The sequence below is a fragment of the Pseudomonas sp. AN3A02 genome (assembly GCF_011765255.1).
Taxonomy (GTDB): domain Bacteria; phylum Pseudomonadota; class Gammaproteobacteria; order Pseudomonadales; family Pseudomonadaceae; genus Aquipseudomonas.
Map to the genome: position 1 here is coordinate 1,831,917 of NZ_JAARNI010000001.1, position 23,000 is coordinate 1,854,916.

General features: G+C 54.9%; 24 protein-coding genes. 16 read left to right on the forward strand and 8 right to left on the reverse strand.

What is annotated here, in order from left to right; all coding sequences use genetic code 11:
* Positions 1 to 21 precede the first annotated feature (21 nt).
* Positions 22 to 585 (forward strand): adenylate kinase, encoded by a 564-nt coding sequence (locus HBJ59_RS08450; protein WP_167663253.1) that lies wholly within the window; start codon positions 22 to 24, stop codon positions 583 to 585.
* 222 nt (positions 586 to 807) lie between these two features.
* Positions 808 to 2,391 carry a diguanylate cyclase gene (locus HBJ59_RS08455; protein WP_167663254.1) on the forward strand — a complete coding sequence of 528 codons (1,584 nt, stop codon included), beginning with the start codon at positions 808 to 810 and terminating at the stop codon, positions 2,389 to 2,391.
* On the opposite strand, the gene HBJ59_RS08460 is transcribed toward HBJ59_RS08455, so the two are convergent.
* Together HBJ59_RS08460 and HBJ59_RS08465 are read right to left on the reverse strand one after the other, a co-directional pair.
* Positions 2,333 to 3,196 carry a sensor domain-containing diguanylate cyclase gene (locus HBJ59_RS08460; protein WP_076016947.1) on the reverse strand — a complete coding sequence of 288 codons (864 nt, stop codon included), beginning with the start codon at positions 3,194 to 3,196 and terminating at the stop codon, positions 2,333 to 2,335. The genes HBJ59_RS08455 and HBJ59_RS08460 overlap by 59 nt on opposite strands.
* A 366-nt stretch (positions 3,197 to 3,562) precedes the next feature.
* Positions 3,563 to 4,456 carry a DMT family transporter gene (locus HBJ59_RS08465; protein WP_167663255.1) on the reverse strand — a complete coding sequence of 298 codons (894 nt, stop codon included), beginning with the start codon at positions 4,454 to 4,456 and terminating at the stop codon, positions 3,563 to 3,565.
* A gap of 156 nt (positions 4,457 to 4,612) precedes the next feature.
* On the opposite strand from HBJ59_RS08465, the gene HBJ59_RS08470 reads away from it, so the two are divergent.
* Positions 4,613 to 5,194 carry a helix-turn-helix domain-containing protein gene (locus HBJ59_RS08470; protein ID WP_076016939.1) on the forward strand — a complete coding sequence of 194 codons (582 nt, stop codon included), beginning with the start codon at positions 4,613 to 4,615 and terminating at the stop codon, positions 5,192 to 5,194.
* A 17-nt stretch (positions 5,195 to 5,211) separates the two neighbouring features.
* On the opposite strand, the gene HBJ59_RS08475 is transcribed toward HBJ59_RS08470, so the two are convergent.
* A complete protein-coding gene (locus HBJ59_RS08475; RefSeq protein WP_017475278.1) occupies positions 5,212 to 5,820 on the reverse strand; it encodes a LysE family translocator in 609 nt (202 codons plus the stop codon).
* Positions 5,821 to 5,932: 112 nt separating this feature from the next.
* Between HBJ59_RS08475 and HBJ59_RS08480 the strand changes: the two genes are divergently transcribed.
* From HBJ59_RS08480 to HBJ59_RS08490, 3 genes are all read left to right on the forward strand, one after another.
* Complete coding sequence (locus HBJ59_RS08480; protein ID WP_167663256.1) at positions 5,933 to 6,796, forward strand: LysR family transcriptional regulator; 864 nt, start codon at positions 5,933 to 5,935, stop codon at positions 6,794 to 6,796.
* Positions 6,797 to 7,091: 295 nt separating this feature from the next.
* Entirely contained in the window at positions 7,092 to 8,318 is a 1,227-nt protein-coding gene (locus HBJ59_RS08485) for an MFS transporter (protein ID WP_017475280.1), read from the forward strand.
* A gap of 358 nt (positions 8,319 to 8,676) precedes the next feature.
* Positions 8,677 to 9,006, forward strand: coding sequence for a DUF6124 family protein (locus HBJ59_RS08490; RefSeq protein ID WP_167663257.1), 330 nt, complete (start codon positions 8,677 to 8,679; stop codon positions 9,004 to 9,006).
* 385 nt (positions 9,007 to 9,391) lie between these two features.
* Here the strand turns inward: HBJ59_RS08490 and HBJ59_RS08495 are convergent, their stop codons facing one another.
* Positions 9,392 to 10,300 carry a LysR family transcriptional regulator gene (locus tag HBJ59_RS08495; protein WP_008430215.1) on the reverse strand — a complete coding sequence of 303 codons (909 nt, stop codon included), beginning with the start codon at positions 10,298 to 10,300 and terminating at the stop codon, positions 9,392 to 9,394.
* 87 nt (positions 10,301 to 10,387) lie between these two features.
* Between HBJ59_RS08495 and HBJ59_RS08500 the strand changes: the two genes are divergently transcribed.
* A complete protein-coding gene (locus HBJ59_RS08500; protein WP_003212637.1) occupies positions 10,388 to 10,900 on the forward strand; it encodes an SRPBCC domain-containing protein in 513 nt (170 codons plus the stop codon).
* 145 nt (positions 10,901 to 11,045) lie between these two features.
* Here HBJ59_RS08500 and HBJ59_RS08505 read toward each other — a convergent pair whose 3' ends face one another.
* A complete protein-coding gene (locus HBJ59_RS08505; RefSeq protein ID WP_003212635.1) occupies positions 11,046 to 11,501 on the reverse strand; it encodes an Lrp/AsnC family transcriptional regulator in 456 nt (151 codons plus the stop codon).
* Positions 11,502 to 11,638: 137 nt separating this feature from the next.
* Here HBJ59_RS08505 and HBJ59_RS08510 point away from each other — a divergent pair, with 137 nt between their 5' ends.
* The 3 genes from HBJ59_RS08510 to HBJ59_RS08520 are packed head-to-tail and all read left to right on the forward strand — an operon-like array spanning position 11,639 to position 13,573.
* On the forward strand, positions 11,639 to 12,253 hold the full coding sequence (locus HBJ59_RS08510; RefSeq protein WP_167663258.1) for a LysE family translocator: 615 nt from the start codon (positions 11,639 to 11,641) through the stop codon (positions 12,251 to 12,253).
* A gap of 14 nt (positions 12,254 to 12,267) precedes the next feature.
* The gene (panB, locus tag HBJ59_RS08515) at positions 12,268 to 13,101 is read left to right on the forward strand and encodes a 3-methyl-2-oxobutanoate hydroxymethyltransferase (RefSeq protein ID WP_167663259.1); all 834 of its coding nucleotides are present in this window, start codon (positions 12,268 to 12,270) and stop codon (positions 13,099 to 13,101) included.
* Between the two features lie 16 nt (positions 13,102 to 13,117).
* Positions 13,118 to 13,573, forward strand: coding sequence for a MaoC family dehydratase (locus HBJ59_RS08520; RefSeq protein WP_167663260.1), 456 nt, complete (start codon positions 13,118 to 13,120; stop codon positions 13,571 to 13,573).
* 519 nt (positions 13,574 to 14,092) lie between these two features.
* Here the strand turns inward: HBJ59_RS08520 and yiaY are convergent.
* A complete protein-coding gene (yiaY, locus tag HBJ59_RS08525) occupies positions 14,093 to 15,241 on the reverse strand; it encodes an L-threonine dehydrogenase (RefSeq protein WP_167663261.1) in 1,149 nt (382 codons plus the stop codon).
* A gap of 304 nt (positions 15,242 to 15,545) precedes the next feature.
* Between yiaY and HBJ59_RS08530 the strand changes: the two genes are divergently transcribed.
* From HBJ59_RS08530 to HBJ59_RS08540, 3 genes are read left to right on the forward strand one after another with little or no spacing between them, the layout of a single operon-like run.
* On the forward strand, positions 15,546 to 15,980 hold the full coding sequence (locus tag HBJ59_RS08530; protein WP_167663262.1) for a YeeE/YedE family protein: 435 nt from the start codon (positions 15,546 to 15,548) through the stop codon (positions 15,978 to 15,980).
* Between the two features lie 5 nt (positions 15,981 to 15,985).
* The gene (locus HBJ59_RS08535) at positions 15,986 to 16,405 is read left to right on the forward strand and encodes a DUF6691 family protein (RefSeq protein ID WP_167663449.1); all 420 of its coding nucleotides are present in this window, start codon (positions 15,986 to 15,988) and stop codon (positions 16,403 to 16,405) included.
* A gap of 47 nt (positions 16,406 to 16,452) precedes the next feature.
* Positions 16,453 to 17,229, forward strand: coding sequence for a nucleotidyltransferase domain-containing protein (locus HBJ59_RS08540; RefSeq protein WP_167663263.1), 777 nt, complete (start codon positions 16,453 to 16,455; stop codon positions 17,227 to 17,229).
* 225 nt (positions 17,230 to 17,454) lie between these two features.
* Here the strand turns inward: HBJ59_RS08540 and HBJ59_RS08545 are convergent, their stop codons facing one another.
* A complete protein-coding gene (locus HBJ59_RS08545; protein WP_167663264.1) occupies positions 17,455 to 17,754 on the reverse strand; it encodes a hypothetical protein in 300 nt (99 codons plus the stop codon).
* Positions 17,755 to 18,244: 490 nt separating this feature from the next.
* On the opposite strand from HBJ59_RS08545, the gene HBJ59_RS08550 reads away from it, so the two are divergent.
* The gene (locus HBJ59_RS08550) at positions 18,245 to 19,027 is read left to right on the forward strand and encodes a class I SAM-dependent methyltransferase (RefSeq protein ID WP_167663265.1); all 783 of its coding nucleotides are present in this window, start codon (positions 18,245 to 18,247) and stop codon (positions 19,025 to 19,027) included.
* A gap of 542 nt (positions 19,028 to 19,569) precedes the next feature.
* Positions 19,570 to 20,193 (forward strand): abortive infection system antitoxin AbiGi family protein, encoded by a 624-nt coding sequence (locus tag HBJ59_RS08555; RefSeq protein WP_167663266.1) that lies wholly within the window; start codon positions 19,570 to 19,572, stop codon positions 20,191 to 20,193.
* Positions 20,194 to 20,502: 309 nt separating this feature from the next.
* Here the strand turns inward: HBJ59_RS08555 and HBJ59_RS08560 are convergent, their stop codons facing one another.
* On the reverse strand, positions 20,503 to 21,672 hold the full coding sequence (locus HBJ59_RS08560; RefSeq protein ID WP_167663267.1) for a DKNYY domain-containing protein: 1,170 nt from the start codon (positions 21,670 to 21,672) through the stop codon (positions 20,503 to 20,505).
* A 480-nt stretch (positions 21,673 to 22,152) separates the two neighbouring features.
* On the opposite strand from HBJ59_RS08560, the gene HBJ59_RS08565 reads away from it, so the two are divergent.
* Complete coding sequence (locus tag HBJ59_RS08565) at positions 22,153 to 22,899, forward strand: BPL-N domain-containing protein (RefSeq protein WP_167663268.1); 747 nt, start codon at positions 22,153 to 22,155, stop codon at positions 22,897 to 22,899.
* Positions 22,900 to 23,000: the final 101 nt, after the last annotated feature.

Here is a 23,000-nt window from a genome sequence, read left to right on the forward strand (position 1 = left end):
GGATACTCAGGGAGGAAACCATTGCGGATCTACATCACAGGCGCCTCATGTGCAGGCGTGACTACGCTGGGTCGTACCCTCGCCTCTTTGCTCAGCCTTCGCCATCTCGATGTCGATGATTTCTATTGGCTGCCCACCAACCCTCCTTTTACAACCAAGCGCCCGCCCGATGAGCGTGTGTCGCTGATTCAGCAACGCTTCGGTGATGACGGTTGGGTGCTCACCGGCTCTTGTATGAGTTGGGGAGATGCACTGATCAACGACGCCGACCTGATTGTGTTTGTGGCAACGCCTACCCCCGTTCGGCTTGAACGCTTGGCAGCACGTGAAAAGGAGCACTTCGGAAATCGGATCGCACCCGGTGGCGATATGCATGAGATACATGTGGCCTTCCGGGCATGGGCATCACAGTACGACGACCCGAGCTTTTCCGGACGCAGCAGGGCGTGGCACGAGCGCTGGATGTCGAAGCAGACCATACCGATTGTCAGAGTTGATGGGTTGAACAGTACCGAAGAAATGGCGGCGGATGTCATTCATGGATTGTCGCAAGGCATCGCAACAGCCCGAAACCAGGAAGACTAAGTCACGGCTCTCAACATGCCTTCGTTATGTGCGCTTTGAGACTCAACTACCGAGAACCGCTGCCGTTCTCGTTGATCCTGCGTAGATTCATAGCGTGCATGTTGGGCTTATTAAGCCCATATTGACTCGATATTCTGATCGCTGTAGGTACGCGCAACCTGATATTGATGAGTTTAGAAAATTCACAGTAAGGGTCAGCATGCCAACACTATGAAGAGGTCCATGAAAAGCATAACGCTCGTGTCTGGTCGGTTAACACCTAAAGCTCTTTCTGTGGGCCTGATCGCTTTCATCCTTTTGGTCTGTGTCATGCTGGTTTCCGCAATTGCCTGGCAGCTAAAGCAATCGGCGGACGAACGATTGGCAAACGCCAAAATTGCTGTCCATAACATTGTTCGGGCTTCCGAGCAGCAGGCTCAAGATACCTTGCGTCAAGCTGAAAACATTCTGAGCGACCTTGCAGAGCGCGTTGAAAATGACAAACTTGGCGACGAACAGAAAGTTCGCTTATCCAAAATAATGGCCAGTAACGTTGAGGCAACCGACGGGATTCAAGGATTATTCATTTTCGACAAGAATGGCGACTGGGTAGTCAATTCGTTCTCGTCAGCGACGGTCGCAAAGAACAATAGCGATCGTTCTTATTTTATCTACCACAAGAACCACCCAGGCACGGCCATCCATGTAGGCCAGGTCATTTTGAGCCGCACCACCGGCGACATGATCATCCCCGTCAGCCGCCGTACTCAATACCCAGATGGCAGCTTCAGCGGCGTGGTGTTGGCGACGTTGCCCGTCGCCTACTTTCAAAGTTTCTTTGAGCGTTTAGACGTAGACAAACAAGGGGTGATATTGCTGGCACTGGACAACGGCGATTTGCTTGCCCGCCGGCCAATGATTGACGCGCTCATGACAACTAATATCGCAAAGGGAGAGCTGTTTAGTCGCTATCTGATCAACAGCAACGACGGGACAGCCAGGCTGACGTCCGTCGTGGACGGGGTAGAACGAGTCTATGCCTACAGCCGCATACGGGGCCTTCCGATCGTCGCTGCAGCAGGATTGTCGTTAGACTCGGTATTTGCAACATGGCGGACGTACGTCTACCAGGCATCGATTATGGTGGTGCTGATAATTGTTGTGCTGACCAGTCTGGGTTTTCTTTTTTACCGACAAATTCAACGTTTGTTAGTGGCAGAAGAAGAGCTGCGTCTTGCGCATTGTGATTTAGAGCATATTGCCAAAACGGATAGCCTGACGGGGTTACCTAACCGTAGGTGTTTCGACGCGACACTGGCACAAGAGTGGGCAAGAGCATGCCGCACTGGAAATAGCGTAGCACTCATACTTATCGATATCGATTGGTTCAAGCAGTACAACGACTATTACGGCCATGTTCTCGGTGACGAATGCTTAAAACAAATCGCAGCGTTGATAGGTAAACCTATAAATCGCCCAGCCGACCTCGCTGCCCGGTATGGAGGAGAAGAGTTTGTAATCCTGCTTCCAGAAACGGAGCTTGCAGGTGCGGTAAAGATCGCCGAGGAAGTGCGTTCAGCCATAGAGGCTGCAAAAATTGAACACAGAGGCAGTTCGGCAGGCATCGTAACCATCAGCGCGGGTATCACTTCCAGCCACCTGCGTGGCGTAGTGGTAGCGATTGATCTGCTGGAAAAGGCCGACAGTCTTCTGTATCGCGCAAAAAAACTGGGGCGCAACCGAGTGGAGCATCAGTTGCGGGAAGTGATCACTCACCCGCAAACCGATCCCTTTTTACCCGATACATCTCCCCATCCGCATGGCTGAGCAGCGTATCGGCATCCTTCCCGTCCGCCGGATAAAACGCCACGCCAATACTGCAGGACGGCATTTTCACCGCGCCAAACTCAGCGCTCAGCGGCTCGGCCATGACCGCGAGTATCTGCGCGACTTTTCCGGAAACGGCGTCCTCCGACTGGATGTCCGTCAGCAACACCGTGAACTCATCGCCGCCCATTCGCGCAACCAGGTCGCTGCCACGCACACAGCCTTCCAGCCGCCGTGCAATCACGCAGAGCACGCGATCGCCTACGGCATGGCCGTGCACATCGTTGATGCACTTGAAGTGATTGACGTCCAGAAACAACAGCGCCAGCTTACTGTCGTGCCGCTGGGCCGCTTGGAGGGCCGCGTCCAGTCGGTCATTGAACAGCGACCGGTTGTTGAGGGCTGTCAGCGGGTCATGATGGGCGAGGAAACGTAGCTCTTCTTCAGCTTGTGTAAGGGCCGTAATGTCCCGCGCGACACCAATCCGCGCGCCTTCGTCTTCAGACCAGAACGCTGCCCACAGTATGTGCACCACGCTGCCATCCTTGCGGATGTAACGGTTGCGGAAGTCGACGTGGGGCTTGCCGTTCATGACCCGCACAATCGAGGCCCGGGTGCGCGCGAGGTCCTCGGGGTGCATGTAGTCGGTGATCGGGGTGCCGATCAGTTCGCTGGCGCGGTAACCGAGCAGCGCTTTGCAGGCATCACTCACAAAGACAATCAGGTTGTCACTGTCGACCACAAACACCGTATCCAACATCAGGTGGATAAGTTTGGGATAGAGGGCTTGCAGGTCAACGGGCATAAGTCATGGCGCGTCTGGTTCATATGGTTTCGATCATAGCCCGATCATCAAGGATGGCAAAAAGGAATCATAGCGGCCCGCAAAATAGCCCAAGGCAATGTTGTTGAACCAAGTGCGTCGCCACCAGCAGGCTGCGCCACCCTTCGAGGTCGTAGGACAGCGCCCGCCAGAGCACCCACAGCGAGTAGTAATAAAGATGGAACACGCCCCCGAGCCTGGCATCCCTTGTCATGTTGATCTGCTCCGAAAATTCAAAGTACCGGGGCTGCCAAACAGCTCAGGTCACCAGGCCACACAGGATCACAGTCACGATCAACTCCCTTGATTCAACGATGGTTCAGACGGCCTGCGATGTCGCGCCAGGCCCTAAGTCACTTCCTGGCGTCTCGCCTTACCCAGCGACCAGCCGAAATTCATGCCGGCCGCCGCCAGCAGGATGGCGGCCGCGCCAACCACCTGCAGCACGCCGAGTGGATGGGCGAAGGCCACCCAATCGACCACGATGGCAACGATCGGATAGATGAACGAAAGCGCCCCCACCAATGCCGTGGGAATTTTTTGAATGGCGCTGTACAGCAGGGTCGACATGAGCCCCGTGTGAACCACGCCAATGATGATCAGGTAAGTCCAGGCCCCATCGATCGCGTCCACCGTGGAGAAATCCACGATCGGCGCCAGCACCAGGACGCCCACCACCATCTGGATCAGCACGATCAGATGCGCGGGCAAATCCTTGAGTCGCTTGGTGATCGCCGCGGCCACGGCGTAGAAGAAGGCCGAAGCCAGGGCCAGGCAAACACCCAGCAGGTAATCGGCGCCGGTGGCCTGGCCGCTGCCCTTGGCGGACACGATCAGCATCAGGCCGGCGAAGGCCACCAGGAGCCAGCCTACCTTGGCGGCATTCAGGCGTTCAGCAAAGAACAGCACACCCAGGCCAACCAGCATGAAAGGCTGAATGTGGTAGACCACCGTCGCGATGGCAATGGAGGAATAACGGTAAGCGCTGAACAGCAACACCCAGTTGAGAATCAACGCCACCCCGCCCAGGCACACCAGGATGAATTGCCGGGCAGTGATCCGGGAACGCCGCAGTACGCCGAGCGCCAGGCACGCCACCAGCATCGCCATGGCGCCAAACAGGCAGCGCCAGAACACGACGGCTTCGGGACTCTGGCCCGACATGATGACAAACCAGCCCACCGTGCCGGAGATCACCATGGCCGAAATCATTTCGAGCGTTCCACGGGCTTGCGACTTCATCACACACTGCTTCCTTGCGGCAGGCATTGCCGTAACCTAAGCCACCTGTTTGCTGGCCAGGGTTCGGCAATACGAACTTTATAATGAACTAATGACCACTATACTGAACAAGGTGTAACAGAGCGTCAACCCATTTTAGGATGATCTATAAAACAAATGAACGACATAACGAACAACCTGTTCAGCAACAATCCGAGTCGAATTGATCTGCTGGCCCTGTCTATCAAGCGCGAACGTCTGGCTGCCGGGCTCTCGTTGACCGAGTTGGCGAAACGCGCGAGCGTGGCGAAGTCGACCTTGTCCCAGCTGGAATCCGGCATTGGCAATCCCAGCATCGAAACGTTGTGGTCGCTGGCCATGGCGATGGGGTTGCAAGTCACCCGGTTCTTCGAACAGCCCCAGCAAAACCTGCGGGTGATTCGTGCCAACGAAGGCATGACCACCTATGCCGAAACCGCCAACTATGCGGCGACACTGCTTGCCGATTGCCCGGCGGGGGTGCGGCGCGATATCTACCGGCTGAAGGTCCAGCCTGGTGAGGTGCGCCTGTCACAGCCGCACCCGGCCGGCACCGTCGAGCACGTGGTGCTGTGCAGCGGCAGCGCGAATATCGGCCCGGCCAATGAGCCCGTGCTGCTATACGCCGGCGACTACATCAGCTACCTGGCGAATGCGCCCCATATGTTTGAGGCGCTTGAAGCGGATACCACCGCGGTGATGGTGATCGAACACCCCTGACGCGCGGGCATGTGCCCTCAGGCATGGATCGGCAGGGCCAACCCGAACAGTACGAAGAACCCGCCACAGACTTTATTGAACCGACGCCCGGTTCGAGCCAGCCAAGGCCGGACCCGGTGCGCAGCGCTCGCCACCAGGTATTCAACGATGAACTCCACCACGGCGTAAGTCAGCGCGATGGTGATCGTCTGCGCGATGATGCTGCGGTGGGAATCCAGGAAAGGTGGAATAAACGCCGTAAACAGCAGCAAGGCCTTGGGGTTTGAAATCGCCGATACCAGCCCCTGACGGAACAGCGACCAGCTCCGCGAGCTGGTCGCGCCGGTCGCCTCAAGGCTGACCGGTGCCGCCCGCCACAGCCCGAAGCCCAACCAGATCAGGTACAGCCCGCCGGCCACCTTCAATGCAAAAAACCAGCTGGCCGACGCCTGGATCAGCGCACCCAACCCCAACGCGCAAAGCGACAGCACGATGGCAAAACCGAGCACGCCACCGGTGATGGTGAACAGCGTCTTCCGATTGCCGTGAAGCGCGCCATGGGTCAGCGCCAACAACGCATTGGGCCCCGGCACCACCGCGATGCCGAAGCAGGTAGCCAGATAAAGCAGCCAGGTATCAAAGGGCATGATCCGATCCAGTAGGTGTGAGCCAGGCCAGAATCTTGCGGGTGAACAAACAGTCATGAAAAGCGCATAATTCACGTCAAAGCCATTCGATTAACGAATAGAGGTAAGCGCGATGCCGGCCAGTGACTTGCAACTCGATTGGCTCAAATGCTTTGTGGCCGTGGTGGATGCCGGCTCCTTGTCGGGCGCCGCCCATGAGGTCAACCGCTCGCAGTCCGCCGTCAGCATGCAGATGAAAAAACTCGAGGCTGCCCTTGGACGGCAATTGTTGAGTCGAGGCCCCCGGCACCTGCAACTGACCGCCGACGGCCAGACACTGCTGGGCTACGCCCGCCGCATGCTCGCCCTCCACGCTGAAACCCAGGCGGCGTTCCACGGTGAAGAGCTGACCGGGCGCATCCGCCTTGGCGTCGCGGAAGACTACGCAGCCAGGTACCTCACGCCGCTGCTCAAGCGTTATTCGCCGCGCTACGCAGGCGTGGAAATCGAACTGACTTGTGAACAGTCGACCACGCTGATCCCGCAGTTGCGCAGCGGCGACCTTGACCTGGCGCTGGTGTCCAGGGACTCGCCCCAGAGCGGTACCTTTCTGTTCAAGGAACCCATGGTCTGGGTCGGCTCACCGCAGTTCGAACTGTGGCGGCGAGACCCGATCCCCATCGCCGTCTACGAAAGTGCAAGCCTGGCGCGGCGGTATGCGGTGAATTCACTGACCCAGCAAGGGCGCGAGTTCAAGGTGGTCTACAACAGCTCCAGCCTTGCCGGCCAGGTGGCTGCTGTCGAAGGTGGCCTCGCGATTGCCGCGATCACGCAATGCACCGTGCAGCCTTCGCTACAGGTCTTGGGTGAGGAGCACGGTTTGGCAGCCATTGAACCCATGGACGTTTCGATTTTGCGTAGCCGGGCCTCTCGCAGCTCTAAAGCGGTGAACAGCCTGCATGCGTTTATCATCCGGGCGCTGAGGGTTCAGCCTTAGTGGAGAGAGCATCACGCTAAATCCACGCCTGAACACCAACGCGAGAGGGTCACCCAATAACCTGTGGCGAGGGAGCTTGCTCCCGTCGGACTGCGCAGCAGTCCCCTCACTGGCCCACTGGGAACTCGCGGGCGACACAGAAGCGACCGCTCTACTCAGGCCGTCTTATCAACGAGACTGATGATTACTATCGAACCGGTCGCCTATTGGCTTACCAAAACCCATTCCTATAATCGCCTCCACTTTCTCCCTCCCGTCTGTCCTCAGGCGAAATATCCTCCCGGAACCCGACACCATGCCAAGCGCAAGCCGGGCCCCTAGCGGCCTCCCCGAACATAATCAACAAACCGTCCTGCAACAGTGGCTGGCGATTCTCTCAGTTGCCGTGGGCGCCTTCGCCCTGGTCACCAGCGAATTCCTGCCAGTAGGCGTACTCAACGACGTCGCCGCCGACCTCGGCATCAGCGCCGGCCACGCCGGCCTGATGGTCACCCTGCCCGGCATCATGGCCGCCCTCGCCGCGCCGTTGCTGTCGGTGGGCATCGGCGCCATGGACCGTCGCTACCTGCTGATCGGCCTGACCCTGATCATGATCATCGCCAACATGGTGGTGGCCTACGCCAGCGACTTCAGCTTGCTGCTGTTCGGCCGCGTATTGCTGGGCATCAGCATCGGCGGCTTCTGGGCCACGGCCATCGCCCTCAGCGGCCGCCTGGCGCCCAAGGGCGTCGGCGTAGCGAAAGCCACCTCGATCATCATGATGGGCGTGACCCTGGCCACCGTCCTCGGCGTGCCCGTCGGCACCTGGCTGAGCGGCCTGATGGGCTGGCGCATGACCTTCCTCGTCACCGCACTGGTGGGCATCCCGGTACTGCTGGCGCAGATGTTCCTGCTGCCCCGCCTCGAACCGGAAAAAGCCATCCGCATCAGCGACCTGCCGGCCCTGTTCATCAACCCACAAGCCCGGGTCGGCTTGATCGCCGTGCTGCTGATCGGCCTCGCACACTTTGCCGCGTACACCTACGTCGCGCCGTTCTTCAAAAACAGCTCCGGCTTCGACGGCCCGACCATTGGCTCGCTGCTGCTGCTCTACGGCGTGGCCGGCGTGATGGGCAACGTCTTCGCCGGCTTCGCCGCCAACCGCAGCGTGCGCCACACCCTGCTGCTGGTAGCCCTGATGATCGGCACCAGCACCGCCCTGTTCCCCTACTTCGCCACCGGCATGAGCGGCGCCGTGATGCTGATCGCACTGTGGGGCTTCGCCTTCGGCGCCTTCCCGGCCTGCGCAAGCATCTGGATGTTCGTGGTGGCGCCCAAGGATGTGGAACGTGGCATGCCGCTGTTCGTCGCGTTGTTCCAGGTGATCATCGCCGTGGGCTCGTTCTTTGGCGGGCAGATTGTCGACAAGATGGGGACGTCGGTGCTGTTGAGTTTGGCGACCGCGTTGGTGGGCGCTGGGTTTGTGACAGTGCTGGTGTTGGGGCGCAAGGTGAGTAATAGCCTGGCGGCGCAACCGGCCTGAGAAAGAAAAACGGGACTGATGGATTTCAGTCCCGTGGCTTGAGGCAGTGAGCACGGCGCCTTGCTCCATTGCCTACAGTTGCGTCAGAATCCGCCGGCTTGTGCACCTGGGTGGGCGTCTCTAAGGTTGCTCGGTCGCTGAAAACTCAGTGATCGGGTTTAGTAGCCCGAGGTCCAACCTAACGTGTGCATGAGCTTCATCTGTCGGACGTCCTTGTCTGTGTTTGATGGTGGCTGTGCGTAGGGCGCCCTCGGGCGCGCCGGTTTTTGTTAGGTTCCCCCGGTCTACTAACCTGCGTACAGCTGCCACCCCCTCGTTTAGTAGCAAAGGGGTGGAAGCCCGAGCAAGGAACTTAACGATGTTCAAGGTAACGCCGAATCCTCCGGGAACTCCCGATTTGAAACTCAACCAAGCCGCGCACCGTGCCTTGGATCACTATCTCAATCCCTCCTCCGCCAAAACCACCCCGCCGTCGGGTGCGCTGTTCAGTGTGGCTGCTGATGCCAGCAGTGAAAGTCTGATCACCAATAGCTATGAAACCTTTGCCTCGGTCAGCGCGTTGCTGCTTGATCTGTCGGACGAACTGAGCGGGAAAGACCGTGATGTGGCGTTGGCTATTCACCAACTGAGTGAGTTGGGGGTGCTGTTGATGGGTAAGCTGATGGATCGAGAAGTGCCTTGTAGGTGAGACTGTACGTAGTCCCGGCTGCTCGCTAGCTCAATAGATTAGTCGCCGAGGCGTTGCAGGCATCTGCAGCGGCTCGGCGAAAATAATTGCCGTGCAATCTCCCGCTAAATGAGTCGTCGCTCGTGCCGCACTCAATGGCGACCTTCGGCCATAAGCAGCCATTAGTATGTGATCGTTATCTACCCATTACTGTCGCTCGCAAGGGGCGGCTATCAGTAACAGACAATAACTCGAAGGTGCCCGCGAGCCCAAGAACGACTCCGTCACAGACGGTCTGGAAACTGAGCTGGTTATGGACACCGAGCTTGGGTTTTTGACACAACGGAACTGGTCTCTAAACCGCAGCTGCCACGACGACTTTGCATGTTTGGCCACCCCGTTTGCTTCAATCGAGTGTCCGTAGTGTTTCAACGATAAGTGACCGCACCCAGCGATGGCCTGCGTCGCGCTGAGTTCGTTCATGCCAGGCCAAGATTTTTCTGAAGCCTGGAATTTCAACAGGCGGCTCTATTGATTTGAGCCCGATGTTGTTCACTGCCAATCGACGCGGCACGACAGCGATTATGTCGCTGTACGTTAGAATTTCTGGAAGTACCAGAAAGCTGGTCACCGACACTGTCACTCGACGTGATCTTCCAAGTTTTTCCAGAGCATCATCCGTCACTCCATGAAAACCGCCCCCTGCCGGGGAAACCAAGGCGTGATCCAATGCGCAGAATCGATCCAGTGAAAGCCTGCCATTCAGCGCATCTGGGTGATCAGTGCGCATTACGCATACATAGCTTTCATCAAAGAGTGCGATAGCATGCAATCCTGGTGTTACCGCTTCAGGGGTAACCAATGCGAGATCGATCTCACCTCGATCCAGCTGATTTTGAAGCTCTTGATGATCCACGGGCTGGACACTAACGCGGATGTTCGGCGCTTGTATTCTTAGCGCGTTGAGAAACGGTACGACCACTGCACGCAATGCATAGTCGGTCGAAGCAATCCTTATCGTCATGCTCGCCGTCAACGGATCAAAGCTTTGCGGCTGAAGCATACCTTCAATATCTGCCAGCAATTTCTTAACCGGCGCTGCAAGCTGCTCTGCACGCGACGTCGGCACGATGCCGCGCTGGGCGCGCACGAACAGCGGATCGGCGAAGCTTTCTCGGAGCCTGCTGAGCATGCCGCTCACAGCAGGCTGGGTGAGCGATAGTCGATTTGCGGCTCGCGTAACGCTGCGTTCATCAAGCAACGCATCCAGTGCTTTGAGGAGGTTGAGATCTAGATTTCTGATATCAGGATTCATGATGCGCAAAATAAAACATAGCGATTGGTCTTATTTCTAGCCTACACCCATCATGGTCTCAATTCATCAACTGAGCGCTGCATAACCATGAATCAGATCATTTGGCCTGAAGGCTACCTGCCAGGTTTTACCGAAAACTTTGTCTCTAACGAGGTCATCATCGCGGGATTGAGTGCCGCTCAGGTATGGCCTCTGCTCACCCAGGCGCAGAGATGGCCGTCGTACTACGCCAACTCGGCAAACATCCAGTTTCATGATCACATCGGGCCGGATCTGCAAGACGGGGTATTTTTCTACTTCGAAACGTTCGGCTTTCCGGTCGAGGCTTTATGCAATGAGTGCGTGCCGCCAACTCTAACCTCTCCAGGACGAATTGCGTGGCATGGCTGGTCGGGTGAGGGTGACGCTCGGCTGGACGTTCACCATGCCTGGCTTATTGAAGACCTATCTGGTGGACGAGTGCGCATCCTGACTCAGGAAACACAGAAAGGTAAACCAGCGGAGAATCTCGCCAAGGCCAAACCCAATCCGATGATCAACGGTCATCAGGAATGGCTGGACGGCTTGGTGGGTGCGGCACGCTTGTCTCCCAGCCTTTAACCTCTGAATTTAGTCTTTAGCCGTGGGCCTCAGATGCGGTCAGATTAGGCATTCTAAGTCCGGCCCCAGAGCATCCGTGTCTCAGCTCTGGGGCGATTCGACAAAAGCCTGACGACTTCCCTGCGTTATCCGCAATATTTGAACTTCATTCCAACGGCAGCGGACGATCAATGATCACGTGCTTCATCACCAACGTCGATGTCAGACGCTGTACGTTGGGTAACCTCGACAGTTCCTCATCGTATAGTTTTTGAAATGCAGGAAGATCTGCTGTCACCACCATCAGCAGGTAATCAGGATCGCCAAAAAGTCTCTGAGCTTGGACGATGTAAGGAATTCGCGGTAAAGCATCTTCAAAATCAGCTACTGCTTTTTGGTGTCCCTCTCGGAGCGTCACGAATACCAGGGACGAGAAATTGAGTCCTAACTCAGTCGCGGATAGTTGAGCTCGATAACCCTTGATCACTCCCAGATCTTCCATCGCCCGAACGCGTCGATGGCATGGAGACAAACTTAGACCTACGCGGTCGGCCAGCTCCGTCAGTGACTGACGGCCATCTTGCTGCAGTTGCGCAAGAATCTTCTTGTCTACACGATCCATTAAGAAAAACCTTCTAATTCGTTCAGCTTCTACAGGTATCTTCGAAAGATAATACCACTTCGCTTTCATTATCCTTCTATCACGGTTTTTCAGGGCCAAGCGGCGCTTTGAATTGATGGAAGAGGAAGGATTTGATCGTGAGTGTTTCTCTGATTGTGGCGTTTTGGGCCGTATCATTTTTGTTTGTTATCACGCCTGGGGTCGACTGGGCCTACGCGATTTCGGCAGGTTTGCAAGGCCGCGTCTTACCCGCCGTAGTCGGCATGGTTTCCGGCCATCTTGTGGCCACGCTGATCGTCGCCGCAGGTGTGGGGGGAGTGCTGGTCAAAATTCCCTATGCATTGCTGACGTTAACGCTGATGGGGGCCGCCTATCTCTTATGGCTCGGCCTTAACATGTTGTTCAAGCCTTCGCTGCCTGCTCAAGGGGCATTCCGCGATGAAGGTGCCGGGATGGCCTGGGCGATGAAGGGACTATGCGTCAGCGGTCTCAACCCAAAAGTCCTATTGTTGTTCCTGGCGCTGCTACCTCAGTTCACTGATGCGTCAGCCGCATGGCCAGTAGGGGCTCAGATTGTCGCTTTAGGCCTGATTCATGGTGTTAGTTGCGGTGTCGTCTATCTCGCGGTCGGCTATGGCGCTGGTGCGGTGCTTGCTTCACGGCCAGCAGCGGCAATAAATGTGAGTCGGATATCGGGAGCCGCAATGATCGTAATCGCTGTGGTTCTAGCTGCCGAGCGGCTGGTCATTTGAATTGAGGAAGCGAAATGTCTGATCAAAATATTGCCCCCTATAACAGCCCGCGTCGCGGTAGGGTACGAATTCCACATTTATGGGATATGAAGGTACAGGGTCAGAAATGGGCCATGTTGACTGCTTATGAGATGTACGCAGCGTCGGTGTTTGAGGCGGCAGGAATTCCAGTGCTGCTCGTAGGCGATTCCGCTGCCAACAACGTGTTTGGACATAACTCGACGTTGGCAATAACAGTTGACGATATGCTTCCTCTTGTCAGAGCGGTTTCGAGCGCTACCGAACGGGCGTTGGTCATTGCCGATTTGCCTTTTGGCTCTTATCAGGGATCGCCTGAGCAATGCTTCCATACCGCAGTGCGCTTCATGAAGGAAGGCGGCGCTCATGCCGTAAAGCTCGAAGGAGGGATCGAGATGCTTGCGCAGGTAGAGATTTTGGTAACCGCTGGCATACCAGTTATGGCCCATATCGGTTTTACCCCACAGGCAGAACATCAGCTGGGCGGATACCGCATCCAGGGCAAAGGCGAAGACGCGCAGCGGTTGATTGACTTGAGCGTTGCCTTCGAGCGTGCTGGGGCGTTTGGCCTGCTGATAGAGATGGTGCCAGGCGATGTAGCAACGAGGATCACCGAGACAGTCTCCATCCCTACCGTAGGAATTGGTGCTGGTAATGGCTGCGATGCACAGGTGCTTGTCTGGCAGGATATGGCGGGACTAAGGGAGGGTCAGTTGCCGCGATTCGTCAAGCAGTATGCGAATATGAGAAAGGTGATGAGTGACGCTGCTCAAGCCTTTGCTAAAGATATCGAATCGGGCTCTTTCCCTGGGCCAGAACATACTTTTTAGAGCATCGGAGATCGCAATGAGCACACTGCGCCAGAAGGCGATAGAAGGCCTTGAGGAAGGTGACACTTTTGAAATCAAACGCACTTTTTCGGACGCAGACATCGCCCAGTTTGAAGCGCTATCGCGCGATCACAACCCAGTGCATTCCAATGCCATGTATGCAGAGGCCAAAGGCTTTGATGGTGTTATCGCTCATGGCTTGCTGACGGCGACATTGATCACAGAGATCGGAGGGCAGTTGGGGTGGTTGGCTACCTCAATGAGTTTGCGCTTCAAGCGCCCCGTTTATATGGGGGACGAGCTTACCTGCGTGTGGAAAATTATGGCGATCGATGAGGGCAATCGGGCTGAAGCCGAGGTAATCGTGACCAACAGTAGCGGCCTGGCTGTCTTGCTCGCGGAGACGACAGGGCTAATTCCCGATGACGCCGAGAGAAAACTACTCGCATCAATGACTGTTGATGAGATCTAGGCTTATCAGGGCGATGCAAAAACGCCTTTTGTAGAGAATTTAAAGATGCATGGCTTACTAAAATTAATTATTCGACCGGAAACGGAAAAGGCAGACGCCGGATTTCTCGTTTTAGCCGCTTTCGTTGGTGGCGCAGCGGGAGTATTGCTGGCCTACAAAGTGTCGCTCTCGGTGGGATTGCCCTTCGCACTTTGTGCAACCGTAATGCTTCATCTCACCTGGCGGACGCCAGGTTTATCCCCAAACGACACAAAAATCGGGCCGTGCTGACGTATAGCATAACGGGAATAGTGGGGCCGTCTGATCGGTGCAATCAATCAAAGACCTGCTAAATGATTCCCCCCTTAATGGGCACTTTTATGAATCGCACATGACCGCTTTTGGCCGACAGTAGCCGCTCATGACAGACCACTTCCAGCCAAGCCATTCAGCCACTTCTACCCTACCGATGAGTAAAACCAAAACACCCCGCACTTCAACCAAAGGCGGGGCGTTCTCTCCAGCATCACTTCACATCAATCACATCGCCGTATGAAAAATCTGCTCAATCTCATCCTGATTGGCAGGACGCGGATTGGTAAAGCCGCAGGCATCTTTCATCGCATTGGCTGCCAGGGTGGGTATATCGTCAGCCTTCACACCCAGCTCAACGAGGCCGCTCGGAATCCCAACATCCGCAGACAGTTTACGGATGGCCGTGATAGCCGCCGCCGCACCCTTCTCCGCATCCAGCTGCTGAGTCTCAACCCCCATCGCATGGGCGATATCCTTAAACCGGGCCGGGCATACGCTGGCGTTGAAGCTCGACACGTGAGGCAGCAGGATCGCATTGCACACGCCGTGAGGCAGGTCGTAGAAACCGCCCAGTTGGTGCGCCATGGCGTGCACGTAACCCAGCGAAGCATTGTTGAAGGCCATGCCGGCAAGGAATTGCGCGTAGGCCATGTTTTCCCGGGCGGTCATGTCGCTACCCTGGGCAACGGCGGTGCGCAGGTTGGCCGAGATCAGTTCGATGGCCTTGAGTGCGCAGGCATCGGTGATCGGTGTGGCCGCGGTCGACACGTAGGCTTCGACGGCGTGGGTCAGTGCGTCCATCCCGGTGGCGGCGGTCAGGCCTTTGGGCATGGCGGCCATCAGCGAAGGGTCGTTGACGGATAACAGGGGCGTGACGTTGCGGTCGACGATGGCCATTTTCACGTGGCGGACTTCGTCGGTGATGATGCAGAAACGGGTCATTTCACTCGCCGTGCCGGCGGTGGTGTTGATGGCGATCAGTGGCATTTGTGGTTTGGCGGATTGGTCCACGCCTTCGTAGTCGCTGATGTGCCCGCCGTTGGCGGCGCACAGGGCAATGCCCTTGGCGCAGTCGTGGGGTGAACCGCCGCCCAGGGAAATAATGAAATCACAGTCGCTGCGGGCCAGCAGTTCAAGGCCCTTCTCCACGTTGCTGACGGTCGGATTCGGTTTGGCGCCGTCAAACAGGGTGGAGTCGATGTCTTGCTGGGCCAACAGGCCAGCGACCTTGGCCGCCACGCCGGCTTTGGCCAGGCCGGCATCGGTGACGATCAAGGCTTTGCGGAACCCGTACTTGCGGATTGCGAGCATCGCCTCGTCGAGGCTGCCAATGCCCATCATGTTCACGGAGGGAATGAAGAAGGTGCTACTCATGATAAATCCTCTTTTTATTATGGAGACACGGGAGTCAGTGAGGTTTTCTACTCATCTCGCAGGTGATGCGGCGCGTCTTGTTGTCATCGTTGACGATCACAAAGCTGAGCCTAAACCTATGGCGTCAGACCGAAATCGTCCTTTAGCGGGCAATGACACCTCCTTTAGTACTGGGAGCAGGGCTTCGCCCATTCCATAGGGGCGGCAGCAAAATCTGACTTGCGCAGACCCCGACCCGCCCGGATGGTTATGATGGTTCGCTGATCAACAGCCCTCACCCATCCTCCTGTGCAGGAACTGCAAAATGAGCATTGATTGGATCAACTTCACGCCTTGGGCTTCATTAGGCGGAGGCGCCTTGATCGGGCTGTCCGTCAGCGTGTTTGTTCTCGCGAATGGCCGAGTCGCAGGTATCAGCGGCTTGCTGGGAAGCGTGATGCGGTTTGGCAGTGAGGGCTGGGGCGAGAAAGCGTTGTTTCTGCTTGGCCTGGTGATTGCGCCATTGCTGTGGGGGCTGTTTAGCGTCTTGCCACAGATCGAGATCACGGCACAGTGGCCGGCCTTGGTGATGGCGGGGTTGCTCGTTGGCTTGGGAACTCGCTACGGCTCCGGCTGTACCAGTGGTCACGGCGTGTGTGGGATCTCTCGATTGTCACCCCGCTCCCTGGTGGCGACCGTGTGCTTTATGACCGCGGGCTTTGCAACGGTGTACCTCATCCGCCATGTGCTGGGGGTTTGAAGATGATGACCAAGTTGAGCGCATTTCTCGCCGGGCTGATCTTTGGTCTGGGCCTGCTCCTGGCCGGCATGGCCAACCCCGCCAAGGTGTTGGCGTTTCTCGACGTGGCGGGGGCCTGGGACCCGTCACTCGCCTTGGTGATGGTCGGGGCCATCGCCGTGGCAGTTATCCCTATGAATTGGGCGCGCAAGCACAAACAATCCTTGCTCGCGGCCCCCATGCAGTTGCCTGTGAGCCGGGAGTTGGACGTGCGCTTGATAGGGGGCAGCGTGGTGTTCGGTATTGGCTGGGGAATTGCCGGTATCTGCCCTGGGCCTGCGGTCGCCCTTCTGTTTACCGGGCACTGGCAAGTTCTCATCTTCGTAGTGGCGATGCTGGCGGGTATGTATGTGTTTTCCAGCCTGGAAGGCCGGCGCACGTCTTGATGGGGTTTGACCCCGATTTTTACTGAACGCAACTCAAGGACGGCTTCATGGAACGACTCCAACCTCATGGCATTGATGCGGACGGTTATATCCTCACCGTGTCCAACGTCGAGATGCAGCCACAGTTTCAGGCTTTGCTGACGGACGTTTGCCTGACGCTCGCGCAGCCGGAACCTGTGCTGGACGGGATTTATCTTTATGGCAGTGTCGCTAGAGGCGACGCCGTGCCGGGGGTTTCCGACCTTGACCTAACCCTTATTCTGCACAGCCCTCCTACGTCGCAGGATCTGGAAATGCTGGAGTCGAAAAGGCGCACGCTGGAAAGTCGGCATGCCGAAGTCACCAAGATCGATTTCGATATCGGTAGTCGTGCTGAAGTATTGGCACCTGACAATCGATTGAGCTGGGGGTATTGGCTCAAGCATCACTGTCGTTGCTTATGGGGCAATGATCTGACCAATCGCTTCGACCGGTTCAAGCCGTCGCGCGATATCGCCATTGCCGTGAATGGTGACTTTGAATCCGTACTGACCCGGTATGCCGACCTTATCGACCAGGCGACCACACCGACGCAATCGCTACGCTTGCAGCGAGAAGCTTCGCGCAAACTCATCCGGTCAACTCAAGTGCTTCGCTCTGAACAGGACCTGATGTGGCCGCAAACACTGGAAGAGCTGGTAGAGCAGTTTGTTCAGCATTACCCGAGTATGAGAATGCAGATCTCTTTTTTCTTGTCCCAGGCAAGAAACCCGGATGCCAAGCCAAAGAAATTTACGACTCAGCTCCATCGTTTTTTGACCTGGATGGTGACAGAAACCGGTTGAATCCATAACGCGCCTATGAAATCAGGGGCGATTCATGTACCTACAGACGGGTTATCACGCATGCCATTACCGCGAAATTCGATATCCATAACCCGTTGGCTGCTCCATGGGGTTACTGAATTGAGTGAGTCACTCTAAGCGTTCCAGGATCCTCATCGAAAGATACGCCTCCAAGCGACAACAGGCCTTGGACCAACTCCCCCTGAATGACCGATACCCCTCTTCTTATTGATGAGTATCAGCCTCCTCTGCGGGGTAAAACTCGCCCTCCTTCCCCATTTTTCTCAGCCGTTCGCGCACAATTACCTCAACGCTGGCTACGGCAGTTTGATCGTCAGGGTTGACCAACTGCAAGCACAGGCGTTGGACATTCTGATCGTGGGTGCCCTCGCTCATCATCTCGTGGGTGAAGACCTGTTCGCCACGCCATAGGCATAGCTGGGTATGCGTCTCGCCAAGCCATATTTCGTTGATTGATCCAAGGTCGGTTGTCTCTAGTTGATCGACGGTGATTGTCTTATCCATTGCGCTGTACCTTACCCATGAGTAGATACAGGTAGACTTACCGGCATAGCGGGTCGTTCCACACGTTGGCAGTTCAACCGGGCTAATGGTGGTTAAGCACGTCCCGGTTGGAACCAGGCCAATTGACGATTGAAGGCGGACAGTACGAGCCGATAAGGGCAATCACGTGACTGATCCTGCTGTTCCACAAGCAAATGGCCGCGCCTGGATCAACCTTGATCTCCCCCTCTCGGGCCGATACTGCCAGCTCAACAGATGGCGTGCAGCTTACGGAACGACCGGCTGCTATCGGCCATGAGTAGACACTCGATGTATCTGTCAGAGCAGACCTAATTAAGTTTGACGCTTTTATCTTCGCTCATTCGGAGCACTGGGTGAAATACTTACTGCCCATCCATAGCCAGAATTTCGTTTTTTGATCTAGCCAAAAAGATAGCGTCATGCCATTATTTAGCGTTGTGTGAATTCGATAAACTTTAACAGGGATAGTATGAGTAAATTAATTAGTGCTCTCGACACTCCGATGACACAGGAACGGTATGCTCAAGAATGGAAAGTCGATGCTGAGCATATTTCGGGTGATGGTCATCATTCTTGGATGACAGATCAGCTTGGGTCGCATAATCTGGTTGTCGAAATTGGGTGCGGTGCTGGTGCAAGCACCTTGGCTATAGCCAAAAAAAGTAGAGTCATATGTATTGAGTCAAATTTGACTCTCGTGGAACTTTGTAAAAATAATCTTATAGCTAATGATGTAAGTGTTCAAGTTGTAAAAATTTCTGAACTAGCAGAAGCAACCAGCCAGGTAGCAATTGTTAATTGCGATATCTTTGACTCCTCAATTGAAAACTACTTGAAAGCCATGAGGCCCGAGGCTATTGTTTGCTGGTTAATTGGCGCAGCCCCAGAAACCATAGCAAAAAATATAGATAAAGATCTTGAGGATTTTACGGGCGTCGAGATGGCGTTTTATCGGAAAAAAGTGCACGAAAGAGCCTATGAGCTTGGTGCGAATATTCTTGAATCAAAGGGCGTAATCCATATTGTAGACCGTGTTGGTATTCGATCCTGGAATGAAAAAGACTCTGCGAGAACAGCCGTCGTAGAAATGCACAACAAATTGGCGAGCGCCGACTATTTAGTCGATAGAAGTAATGCTTACTTGCGACGAACGCCAAATGGTGTGAGTCGGTCGTCTATTTCAATGATGAGCGTAGATAGATTTGATGGAGCAATTGAGGCGCTTTCGTCCATGAAGTCTGTTCGTAGGTGAAAGACGAATCTAATAAGAATATGATGCAGTGGCAATGCTTTGCGCCCTGCATCTTAATATTTGAGCGTTTGAAAAATTTTATATTTTTTGTGAGACGTGTTTGAGATGGGTCTTTCATATTTTGTAGAGAACGTGATCGACCGCTATTGGCCGGTTGCTGCCTTTCACGTCTGACCGCTTTCTATCCATTGCTGTCGTTGGTGATTGGCAGGAATCCACCCACGCAGCCATTCGCGGGGGGCGTCGAACGACCAAAAGGCGTCAGTTTATTTTGAGCTGGGGGTAGGTGTTGCGCGCGATTCTCTACGAGGTTAGCCTTGTAAATCAAGCACATGGTGTGCTCAAGCGTTCGCGAGCTTCGCGAAGCTAGCGCGTTAATATTTTTAAAAATGATTTAGATGTTAATTTATTTGATTGGAACTTAATTTATGGCGCTCAGCTCTAGCTCATTAATTCATTTGACTAAAAGTCGGGAGGCTCTAGACGGAATACTCTCGGATAACTTTAGAATAAAATACTGCAGGGAACGCATATGGTGGGGTATGAAAAGTATGACGCTTCATATCCCCATGGTAAGTTTCTGTGATATTCCTCTATCTCAGATCAAGGATCACCTTTCGCGTTATGGATCTTATGGTATTGGGCTTACAAGAGAGTGGGCAGTCAAAAAAGGCTTAAACCCGGTTCTTTATATACAGCGACAGTCTAATCTTGCGCATAGTTATGAGAATGCTATTTTGCACTATGGGCAAGATGATGCCGATGATGATGATGATGCCAGTGCGGCCTTCAATAGGATTGCGGATATTGCGAGATATACTAAAAACTACGAAGAGATATTGGAGCGAAAGGGTAAATCTTACGGAATGTACCGGTTCTCTGACGAGCGAGAGTGGAGGTATGTTCCTGAAATTGATAGTTCCTGCGAAATGTATTACGTCGAAAAAGACATTAATGAAGAGACTCTAGTGGAAGCAAGTGAAAGTGTAAAGGATTACCGACTAGACTTTGATGCCGATGATATAAAGTACATAATAATAGCTAGTGAAGACGAGGTTCCTAGCTTTGTAGATAGTTTGCGTGACCTCCGAAGGTTTTCATCTCGCGAGGTAGAGAGGATCACTGCTAGAGTGCTAACTGCTGAGCAGATTAAAAGTGATTTTTGAAATTTTTTTGGGCTTGTAGCCGATTCGTTTTTGATGGTGGGATTGCTGGCTTCCGATAGTTTATTGGTTGGCCTAGAGAGTTTCTTGGCTAGGTCTGATAAATGCTGTCTGTATAGTTATGTTGCATAACGCAATTTTCGAGGCGTGCATCGGCTAAGCATCATGGACCTTTGCTGTGGGTCGAGGGGGCAGGCCCTGGATGACAGCCGTCGACCCATAGCTGACATGGATCCAGCCATGAGCCCCTGAAGAGGGAAGCGGCCAGTAGCGTCAGCTGCCTGCTGCCCATTCGAACTCAAAAGCTCGGCCCTACAAGGGTTCAGCCGTAACAACTCGTACATCGCATTTATTTTCAGGTGCGTTGAAGCTCGCATCGACTTGATAGAAATAACCAGGGGCGAGTTCCAGTTCCAAATGGCTCGAAGCTTGTCGAACGGTTTCCCGTGTAACGTCACGGCAAGTAAAGGTCAGGGTCTGACGGCCTGAGGGTAGTACGGCTTCTAACACACCATTAGGTCTCACTCCCGAAACTGATCCCGGTACATTGTCCAAACGAATTTCGGGCCCGAAAGCCTTGCCACGCACCGTCGCGTGTTGTTGGAGACGCAACCCGCATGCCTGATCATCAAAGGGCTCAAGCCTATACAAACGACCGGCCTTTACCTTTATGGGAAGTGTTCCGGCCAGGCCTGTTTTAGCGTCCAGACAATTGAGCCCCAAGACGTGTTCACCCGCAGCAAGCTCGAAATTCAAATAGGCTTTTTCTGCAACGCCATCGACACTGACAACGTGCACCGGACTCTTCATCTCAAGCGTCCTGACCCTGGCCTTGCCAGGCGCCGTTTCCGGCAAAGGCCAGGCGAAATCGCCACCACTGTGGGGTTTGCAGTCACAAGGTACCGCTTGATCGTTCCAATAACAGCGGTTCTTGTCCTCCCCACAGACTTTGCAAACGCCACAGGAAGCGAGTTTAAATGATGCTGCGTCGGCACCGGCAATACGGTAGCCGCTCAGATAGACATTGCTGCGGTCCTTGGCAAACCAGTCATTAATAACCGTGAGCGAGCCTGAGTTCGCCCGTTCCGTGCGCTTCCATCCATTGTTCAGGGCGGAATAGACGGCGTTTTTATCGACATACCAATCATCGCCAACGCGCTGGAAAGACTCAAAATCACACTCATCGCATCGATCAGAAGCGCGATATATCGACTTCGCGTCACGACCTGTCATAGCGTCGATAACACTGAACGATAACGGGTCTGCACCCTCGACCACCTCCTCACCGAAGAAGACGTGGCGTGCGTCTTTCGCAAATAAACCGCCAATGGGGCGAAAGGTGGTTACATCGGCTTCCGATACAAAATTTGGGCCCCAACGTGTATTAAAAACGACGTGATCCCCACTCACTTCATAGCGACTGGTTCGCCCGCAACCGGCAATAATGGCCGAGAAGCAAACAATCAAGAGTAATACCCTCATTGCGTGCTCCAGCGCTGAGGCGCCAACCATGACCTACAAAAAAATACCGAATGGTCGTTAACATTCCCTGTCGCTCTCACTGACCAAACCCCGTTTATTCAGTTATGCCAAATATATGGCTGAAGTGTCCAATATGGAAGTGAGGCCCTAATCACTTGACGGGCTTTCGAAGGGGCATCGTTGACGTTAATATCTTCACCCATTTATCGACTGTCCGCTTCTGGCCGATTGCAGCCAGTCACCAATGGCAGCAATCGGACAAAAGCAGCGAACAACGCCAACCCATCCGGCGTTACTGCACCTTGCATAGCCCTTCTCCAAACACATCCGTAGCCGATGTATTGGGCCAGCCTGGAAAATGTTGGGCCAAGCAACACTGGCCGATTTACAAATGTTCACGCCTTCACGTGGCTATTAGTCTTAGGCTTTGACTCACAAAGTCCGATCGGACCCAATCAGCTTTAAGACGGCTCTACAACCATGAATCTGCACGCCATCGCCGCGACGCTTTTTGCGTTTTTCACGCTGTTTCCTTACTCGGTGCAAGCCGCAACCCCCATCACCCATGTCGCGATCTACCGAGGCCCCGCCGGCTGCGAGGAATGTTCAGAGAAGGTTAAAACAGCCCTGCTGCGCGTCCGCCCGAATGCGCAGATCGACTTTGTAGGTGCAGATGAATCGATCGACATCACGCCGCAAAGCCTCGCTCGTTACGACCTCTACGTTCAACCCGGCGGCGGTCAGGACATCCCTGCGGCGCTTGATAGTTTGGGGGATGCGCGGGTGCAAGCCATTCGTGACTTTGTCGCCCAGGGTGGGCGCTACCTGGGGCTGTGCATGGGCGCTTATCTGGCCGATGACGGCAATTTTGGCCTGATACCCTACGACCTTGATTCAGAGGCGGGCAGGCCTGGGTTTGAGGTCGCGGATATTGCGGACGCAGCGGTGAACGTTGTGTGGGATGGGAAAGCCGATAGCGTCTTTTATCAGGATGGGCCTTACCTTCCCACGCCTGACGCGACCTTGCCTTCTTCAACCATTGCGACCTACCGGAATGGTGATGTGGCGGCAGCGCGTTACACCTATGAAAAGGGGGTAGTGGTTCTGAGTGGCCCGCATCCTGAGGCGGATCGGGAGTGGTTCGAGCAGGCGAATATTCCTTCGAGCGAGATGCCGCGGAGTGAGCTTTTTGGGGCGTTAGTGCGCAGCATTGAAGAGCGCAGGTAGGGGGGCAAACCACCCGTGAGCGAAGATCGAGTCAGAACGGTCATTTGAAATTGTCTATAACCCACAAGCGCTTTAGCATCGCGTGCAAATAACCAATGGTC

Bases quoted from the DNA above. Each gene is read 5' to 3' on its own strand.
- HBJ59_RS08480 (WP_167663256.1), top strand. From the start codon at position 5,933: ATGCCGGCCAGTGACTTGCAACTCGATTGGCTCAAATGCTTTGTGGCC.
- HBJ59_RS08520 (WP_167663260.1), top strand. From the start codon at position 13,118: ATGAGCACACTGCGCCAGAAGGCGATAGAAGGCCTTGAGGAAGGTGAC.
- HBJ59_RS08540 (WP_167663263.1), top strand. From the start codon at position 16,453: ATGGAACGACTCCAACCTCATGGCATTGATGCGGACGGTTATATCCTC.
- HBJ59_RS08530 (WP_167663262.1), top strand. From the start codon at position 15,546: ATGAGCATTGATTGGATCAACTTCACGCCTTGGGCTTCATTAGGCGGA.
- HBJ59_RS08505 (WP_003212635.1), bottom strand. From the start codon at position 11,501: ATGGATCGTGTAGACAAGAAGATTCTTGCGCAACTGCAGCAAGATGGC.
- HBJ59_RS08460 (WP_076016947.1), bottom strand. From the start codon at position 3,196: ATGCCCGTTGACCTGCAAGCCCTCTATCCCAAACTTATCCACCTGATG.
- HBJ59_RS08565 (WP_167663268.1), top strand. From the start codon at position 22,153: ATGAATCTGCACGCCATCGCCGCGACGCTTTTTGCGTTTTTCACGCTG.
- HBJ59_RS08545 (WP_167663264.1), bottom strand. From the start codon at position 17,754: ATGGATAAGACAATCACCGTCGATCAACTAGAGACAACCGACCTTGGA.
- HBJ59_RS08550 (WP_167663265.1), top strand. From the start codon at position 18,245: ATGAGTAAATTAATTAGTGCTCTCGACACTCCGATGACACAGGAACGG.
- HBJ59_RS08470 (WP_076016939.1), top strand. From the start codon at position 4,613: ATGAACGACATAACGAACAACCTGTTCAGCAACAATCCGAGTCGAATT.
- HBJ59_RS08560 (WP_167663267.1), bottom strand. From the start codon at position 21,672: ATGAGGGTATTACTCTTGATTGTTTGCTTCTCGGCCATTATTGCCGGT.
- HBJ59_RS08500 (WP_003212637.1), top strand. From the start codon at position 10,388: ATGAATCAGATCATTTGGCCTGAAGGCTACCTGCCAGGTTTTACCGAA.
- HBJ59_RS08535 (WP_167663449.1), top strand. From the start codon at position 15,986: ATGACCAAGTTGAGCGCATTTCTCGCCGGGCTGATCTTTGGTCTGGGC.
- yiaY (WP_167663261.1), bottom strand. From the start codon at position 15,241: ATGAGTAGCACCTTCTTCATTCCCTCCGTGAACATGATGGGCATTGGC.
- panB (WP_167663259.1), top strand. From the start codon at position 12,268: ATGTCTGATCAAAATATTGCCCCCTATAACAGCCCGCGTCGCGGTAGG.
- HBJ59_RS08465 (WP_167663255.1), bottom strand. From the start codon at position 4,456: ATGAAGTCGCAAGCCCGTGGAACGCTCGAAATGATTTCGGCCATGGTG.
- HBJ59_RS08495 (WP_008430215.1), bottom strand. From the start codon at position 10,300: ATGAATCCTGATATCAGAAATCTAGATCTCAACCTCCTCAAAGCACTG.
- HBJ59_RS08555 (WP_167663266.1), top strand. From the start codon at position 19,570: ATGAAAAGTATGACGCTTCATATCCCCATGGTAAGTTTCTGTGATATT.
- HBJ59_RS08490 (WP_167663257.1), top strand. From the start codon at position 8,677: ATGTTCAAGGTAACGCCGAATCCTCCGGGAACTCCCGATTTGAAACTC.
- HBJ59_RS08455 (WP_167663254.1), top strand. From the start codon at position 808: ATGAAAAGCATAACGCTCGTGTCTGGTCGGTTAACACCTAAAGCTCTT.
- HBJ59_RS08485 (WP_017475280.1), top strand. From the start codon at position 7,092: ATGCCAAGCGCAAGCCGGGCCCCTAGCGGCCTCCCCGAACATAATCAA.
- HBJ59_RS08475 (WP_017475278.1), bottom strand. From the start codon at position 5,820: ATGCCCTTTGATACCTGGCTGCTTTATCTGGCTACCTGCTTCGGCATC.